Annotated in this window: 5 protein-coding genes and 2 riboswitches; all 5 genes read right to left on the bottom strand. The window is 60.8% G+C overall.

Annotated elements, in window-relative coordinates:
- Nucleotides 1-117: 117 nt before the first annotated feature.
- The 5 genes from ACOCD2_RS11815 to gcvT are packed head-to-tail and all read right to left on the bottom strand — an operon-like array spanning nucleotide 118 to nucleotide 4,901.
- Entirely contained in the window at nucleotides 118-489 is a 372-nt protein-coding gene (locus ACOCD2_RS11815) for a diacylglycerol kinase (RefSeq protein WP_293647846.1), read from the bottom strand.
- A complete protein-coding gene (gcvPB, locus tag ACOCD2_RS11810) occupies nucleotides 486-1,943 on the bottom strand; it encodes an aminomethyl-transferring glycine dehydrogenase subunit GcvPB (protein ID WP_293647844.1) in 1,458 nt (485 codons plus the stop codon). The genes ACOCD2_RS11815 and gcvPB overlap by 4 nt, the downstream gene beginning before the upstream one ends.
- 58 nt (nucleotides 1,944-2,001) lie before the next feature.
- On the bottom strand, nucleotides 2,002-3,402 hold the full coding sequence (gene gcvPA / locus ACOCD2_RS11805) for an aminomethyl-transferring glycine dehydrogenase subunit GcvPA (protein ID WP_293647842.1): 1,401 nt from the start codon (nucleotides 3,400-3,402) through the stop codon (nucleotides 2,002-2,004).
- A 3-nt stretch (nucleotides 3,403-3,405) separates the two neighbouring features.
- Nucleotides 3,406-3,792, bottom strand: coding sequence for a glycine cleavage system protein GcvH (gene gcvH / locus ACOCD2_RS11800; protein ID WP_293647840.1), 387 nt, complete (start codon nucleotides 3,790-3,792; stop codon nucleotides 3,406-3,408).
- A gap of 23 nt (nucleotides 3,793-3,815) precedes the next feature.
- Entirely contained in the window at nucleotides 3,816-4,901 is a 1,086-nt protein-coding gene (gene gcvT, locus ACOCD2_RS11795; protein WP_293647838.1) for a glycine cleavage system aminomethyltransferase GcvT, read from the bottom strand.
- A 25-nt stretch (nucleotides 4,902-4,926) separates the two neighbouring features.
- A riboswitch (glycine riboswitch) is annotated at nucleotides 4,927-5,026 on the bottom strand.
- A 15-nt stretch (nucleotides 5,027-5,041) separates the two neighbouring features.
- Nucleotides 5,042-5,131, bottom strand: a riboswitch (glycine riboswitch).
- Nucleotides 5,132-5,213 lie beyond the last annotated feature (82 nt).

Here is a 5,213-nt window from a genome sequence, read left to right as displayed (position 1 = left end):
TCATTGCGCCTGGAATGCGGCAAACAAGGGAGAATCTACAGATAATCCCCATTCATATTTCAAAAAACAGCCGATTTGCATTGAAATACGAAAATCACTGATTCGATCAGAGCTTCCTTAGCGACCCAGCAATACCAGCGCCCAGACCAGCAGGAACAGGCTGATAGCGAGGAATACGGCGGCAGAGCCGATGTCCTTGGCCTGGCCGGAAAGTTCATGGTGCTCGGGGCCGATGCGGTCGACCACGGCTTCGATGGCAGAGTTGAGCATTTCGACGATGGGCACCAGCAGCCAGCTGGCGACCAGGAGTGCACGCTCCACCCCGGTCTGGCCCAGCCACAGTCCCAGGGGGATGATCAGGAGGGAGACGGCCACTTCCTGGCGGAAAGCCGCTTCGCTGCGAAAGCAGGAGGCAAAGCCCTGCATGGAATAGCCGAAGGCCTTGATCAGGCGGGTGATACCGGTGTTGCCAGGCTTGTTTGCGCTCATGCCTGGTCCTCGCCGGGCTGCCAGCGCAGATCCAGTTCACGGGCCGCACGAACATCGTCTAGGCGGCGCACCGGCAGGCTGTAAGGCGCGCCTTTGAGCTTTTCGGCATCCGTTTTTGCTTCTTCCCGAATCTGTATCATGGCATCGACGAAGGCATCCAGACTTTCCCTGGCTTCGGTTTCCGTCGGTTCGATGAGGAAGCATTCCGGCACCACCAGGGGAAAATAGGTGGTGGGCGCATGCATGCCATAGTCCAGCAGGCGCTTGGCGAAATCCATGGCATTCACGCCCAGTTCCTTCGCTTCCTTTTTCAGGGTGATGATGAACTCATGGGTGGCGCGGCGTTCGGGATAGGCTGCTGTAAAGCAGGCATCCATGAGCCGCTTTAGCATGTAATTGGCGTTCAGGGTGGAATAGTCAGCCACCCGGTGCATGCCTTCTGCTCCCAGCATCTTTGCGTACACATAGGCGCGCAGCAGTACACCGGCATTGCCGGCAAAGGCGGAAAGGCGACCGATGCTCTGGGGGCACTGTTCCTCGGTCAGCCAGTGAAAGTCGCGACCGTCCGTGCCAACCATGGGAATGGGCAGGAAAGGCAGCAGCCGCTCGCTGACGCCCACCGGCCCGGCGCCGGGGCCGCCGCCACCGTGGGGGGTGGAGAAGGTCTTGTGCAGGTTCATGTGGATCACATCGAAGCTCATATCGCCGGGGCGCACCCGTCCGAGTATGGCGTTGAGATTGGCGCCGTCGTAGTACAGCAGCCCGCCGGCCCCGTGCACCCTGTCGGCGATTTCCTTGATACGGCGCTCGAACACTCCCAGGGTGGAGGGGTTGGTGAGCATGATGCCGGCAGTCTGGGGACCCAGCGCGGCCTGCAGTGCATCCATGTCCACATCGCCATCGGCTTTGGTGGGAATTTCCCGCGCCTTGTAACCGCACATGACGGCCGTGGCCGGGTTGGTGCCGTGGGCCGCATCGGGTACGAGGATCTCGGTACGTCCGGTGTCGTTCCGGGCATCATGATAGGCGCGTATCATGGCGATGCCGGAGAACTCCCCCTGAGCCCCGGCCATGGGCGCCAGCGAAACTGCGGACATGCCGGTGACTTCCTTGAGGATTTCCTGCAGTTCATACATGGCGCTCATGAAGCCCTGGCTGTGGGTGTCCGGCGCTAGGGGATGGCGGTTGATGAGCCCCGGCAGCATGGCCAGGCTGTTGCAGGCTCTGGGATTGTATTTCATGGTGCACGAACCCAGGGGGTAGAACTGGGTGTCGATGGAGAAGTTCTTCTGGGACAGGCGGGTGTAATGGCGGACCGCCTGCATCTCTGATACTTCAGGCAGCCGGGGTTTGCGCTTGCGCAACAGCTTTTCCGGAATGCCGGCGGGTTTGTCAGCTGAAGGAGCCTGTGCCTGTGCGCGGCGGCTGGGTTTTGAATGTTCGAATATGAGCATGGGTGGCGTTCCGGGGGGGGGCTGTCGGGCTGAAGCCCGACCTGCGGTGGATATATTGTCAGTCGAATTTGGCCATGGTAGCGCAGGCGCCCTGGCGGCGTGAGGCCAGCATCTGTTCCATTTTCAGCCGGTACTTGTCCATGTCGTTCCCGCTGCGGTTTTCGGTGGCACAGATCAGCAGGGTATTGCCAAGCTCCGGATAGTGTGTCGCCAGATCGAAACCGCCGAGGACATTGTGGGCAGCCAGTGTGCGCAGCACCTGCCTGGTTTCCATGGGCAGTGTCAGCACGGTTTCGTGGAACACCGGGCCGCCGAAGCGGGGTTCTATCTCTCCCAGGCCGGTGAGTTTTTCCACAAGCAGCTGCAGATTGCTGTGGCATCTGCGGGCGATACGGCTGAGTCCTTCAGCGCCCAGGAGGCTCATGTGAATGGTGGCGGCGGTGACCATCAGTCCCTGGTTGGTGCAGATGTTGGAGGTGGCTTTGGAGCGGCGGATATGTTGCTCACGGGCCTGCAGGGTCAGGGCGAAGCCTGCCTTGCCGTCCAGGTCGACGGTACGGCCGATGATGCGTCCCGGCATCTGCCGTACCAGCTTCTGGCTGCAGCACATGAAGCCGAAATAGGGGCCACCCGAGGACAGGGGAGCGCCCAGAGGTTGTCCGTCGCCGCAACAGATGTCCACGCCCTGTGGGCCCCATTCCCCGGGAGGTGTGAGCAGAGCCATGGCCAGGGGATTGACCACGGCAATGGACAACATACCGTTGGCCTGGGCCCAGCCGGCCAGCGCATCCACATCTTCCAGCACACCGAAAAAGTTGGGCTGGGGTATGACCAGCGCGGCGAAATCCCCGCCCTGATGACGGTTCAGGTCATCCAGGCTGGTCTGGCCGGTCTTTTCGTCATAGGCGACTTCCACCAGTTCGATACCCTGGTTCTTTACCAGTGTGTGCACCGTTGCCCTGTAGTGGGGATGCAGGGCCCGGGGTATGAGAATGCGCCGGGATTTGGACTTGCGGTTGGCGCGCACGGCCATGAGTACGGCCTCGGCCAATGCTGATGCGCCGTCATACAGGGACGCATTGGATACGTCCATGGCCATGAGCTCGGTCATCATGCTCTGATATTCGTAGAGCAGCTGCAAGGTGCCCTGGCTGGCCTCAGCCTGGTAGGGGGTGTAGGCGGTGTAGTATTCGCCCCTGGTGGCCAGTTGCCAGACGGCAGCCGGGATATGATGGTCATAGGCGCCGGCGCCGATGAAGCACAGGGGCTGGCCGTCTTCCCGGGCCTTTTCCTGCATCAGTGTGCTGATTTCTTGCTCCCACAGGCCATCGCCCAGGCTTTCCAGACTGCCGCAGCGCAGGGCATCGGGGATCTCGTCGAAGAGGTCGTCAATGCTTTCCGCGCCAATGACGTCCAGCATCTGCCTTACTTCCTTGTCTGTGTGGGGAATGAAAGGCATGGATCAGTCTTCTTCGGCCAGGGCGGCGTAGGCTTCGGCATCCAGCAGTTCATCCAACTGGGCGGGATTGCTGAGGCGGAGCCTGAATATCCAGTTGTCGTAGGGAGCTTCGTTGATGGCTTCGGGGCTGTCTGCCAGTGCCTCGTTGGCTTCTGTCACTTCGCCGTCCAGGGGGCTGTAGACATCGGAAGCAGCCTTCACAGATTCAACCACCGCGCATTCGTCGCCGGCGGTAAGCTGGGTGCCCACTTCGGGAAGTTCCACGAACACCAGATCGCCCAGCAGTTCCTGGGCATGATCGGTGATGCCGATGCTCACCGTGCCGTCGCCTTCGTCGCGCACCCATTCATGTGATTTGGTGTATTTGAGATTGTCGGGGGTGTTGCTCATGTTGCTGTCCTCTTGATATAGATTTAGATGCAGCTCTTGCCGTTGCGGACGAAGGGCGGTCTGACCAGCCTGACGGGCAGTTTCCTGCCGCGTATGTCCACGGTGATCCCGTCACCGGCGTCGGCGCTGATGCGTGCCAGGCCGATGGCACGTTGCAGTGTGGGGGAAAACCCGCCGGAGGTGATTTCACCCACTTCACGTTCGCCTTCATACAGTTTCTGATGATTGCGTAAAACGCCCTTGCCTTCCAGCAGCAGGCCGGTGAACAGGGGAAGGTTGCCGCTGACTTTCTGCACCACCAGCGCGCTGCGGCCGATGAAATCGCGTTCCAGGTTGCCCAGGGGGACCGTCCAGGCGAGGCCGGATTCCAGAGGGGATGTGTCTTCGTCCATGTCGGCGCCGTAGAGATTCATGCCGGCCTCCAGACGCAGGGTGTCTCTTGCACCCAGCCCGCAGGGTCTTACCCCGGCCTCTGCCAGCGCGTTCCACAGTGCGACGACCTGGTTTTCCGGCAGCAGCACCTCGAAACCGTCTTCGCCGGTATAGCCTGTCCGGCCGACGAACCACTCGCCGTTGGTTGCGGCGTGGAAAGGGCCGAGCTGCCCGGCTGCTTCGCGCAGATCATCCGGCAGCAGGGGCAGGGTCTTTTCCCGGGCTTTGGGGCCCTGTATGGCAATCATTCCCAGATCGCGGCGGGGCTGGATGGCCACGTCTGCTCCCTCTGCCTGGCGTTCCATCCAGGCGATATCCTTCTCTGTGGTGGCGGCGTTGATCACCATGCGATACCAGTCATCGCTCATGTAATAGACGATAAGGTCGTCGATCACGCCGCCATTTTCTTTCAACATGCACGAATACAGCGCCTTTCCCGGCATCCTGAGCTTGTCGATGTCGTTTGCCAGCAGGTGCCGCAGGAAGCTTCGGGCTTCGGGGCCGCGGATATCCACCGCGGTCATGTGGCAGACATCGAACATGCCTGCATCCTTGCGCACGGCATGATGTTCTTCGATCTGGGAGCCATAGTGTACGGGCATGTCCCAGCCGCCAAAAGGCACCATGCGTGCGCCCATTTCGCGGTGGGTCTGATTGAGGATGGTTTTCTTGTCCAAGGGGTTCTCCATCGTGATGCAGGAATCCCGCCCCTCTGTCCCGGTACCTGAGAGTTTGGACACCGGTCTGCCGGTGTCTGCCCCGTCGGTGGGCGGTGAATCCGCCGCTCTCCAGAGTCAACCCGCCATCGGTGCCGATGACATGCTTCGCGGTCCTTGTGCCTGAGCGATTCCGGGCGGAATTGCGCCTTCGGCGCCAGTCGTAGGCTGGTCTCTCCCGCGAAAGCTGGGGTTAGAGCGCTCAATGGTACAGTTTCAACCGGATGTTGCCAAGTTCACGGGTGTGTTGGGTAGGGTTCCAACATCTAACTA

Origin of the sequence: Thiolapillus sp. (assembly GCF_048562965.1) — a bacterium.
Taxonomy (GTDB): Bacteria; Pseudomonadota; Gammaproteobacteria; order Chromatiales; family Chromatiaceae; genus Thiolapillus; species Thiolapillus brandeum_A.
Note: the sequence above shows the minus strand (reverse complement) of the source record. Positions and strands in the feature narration are given on the sequence as shown.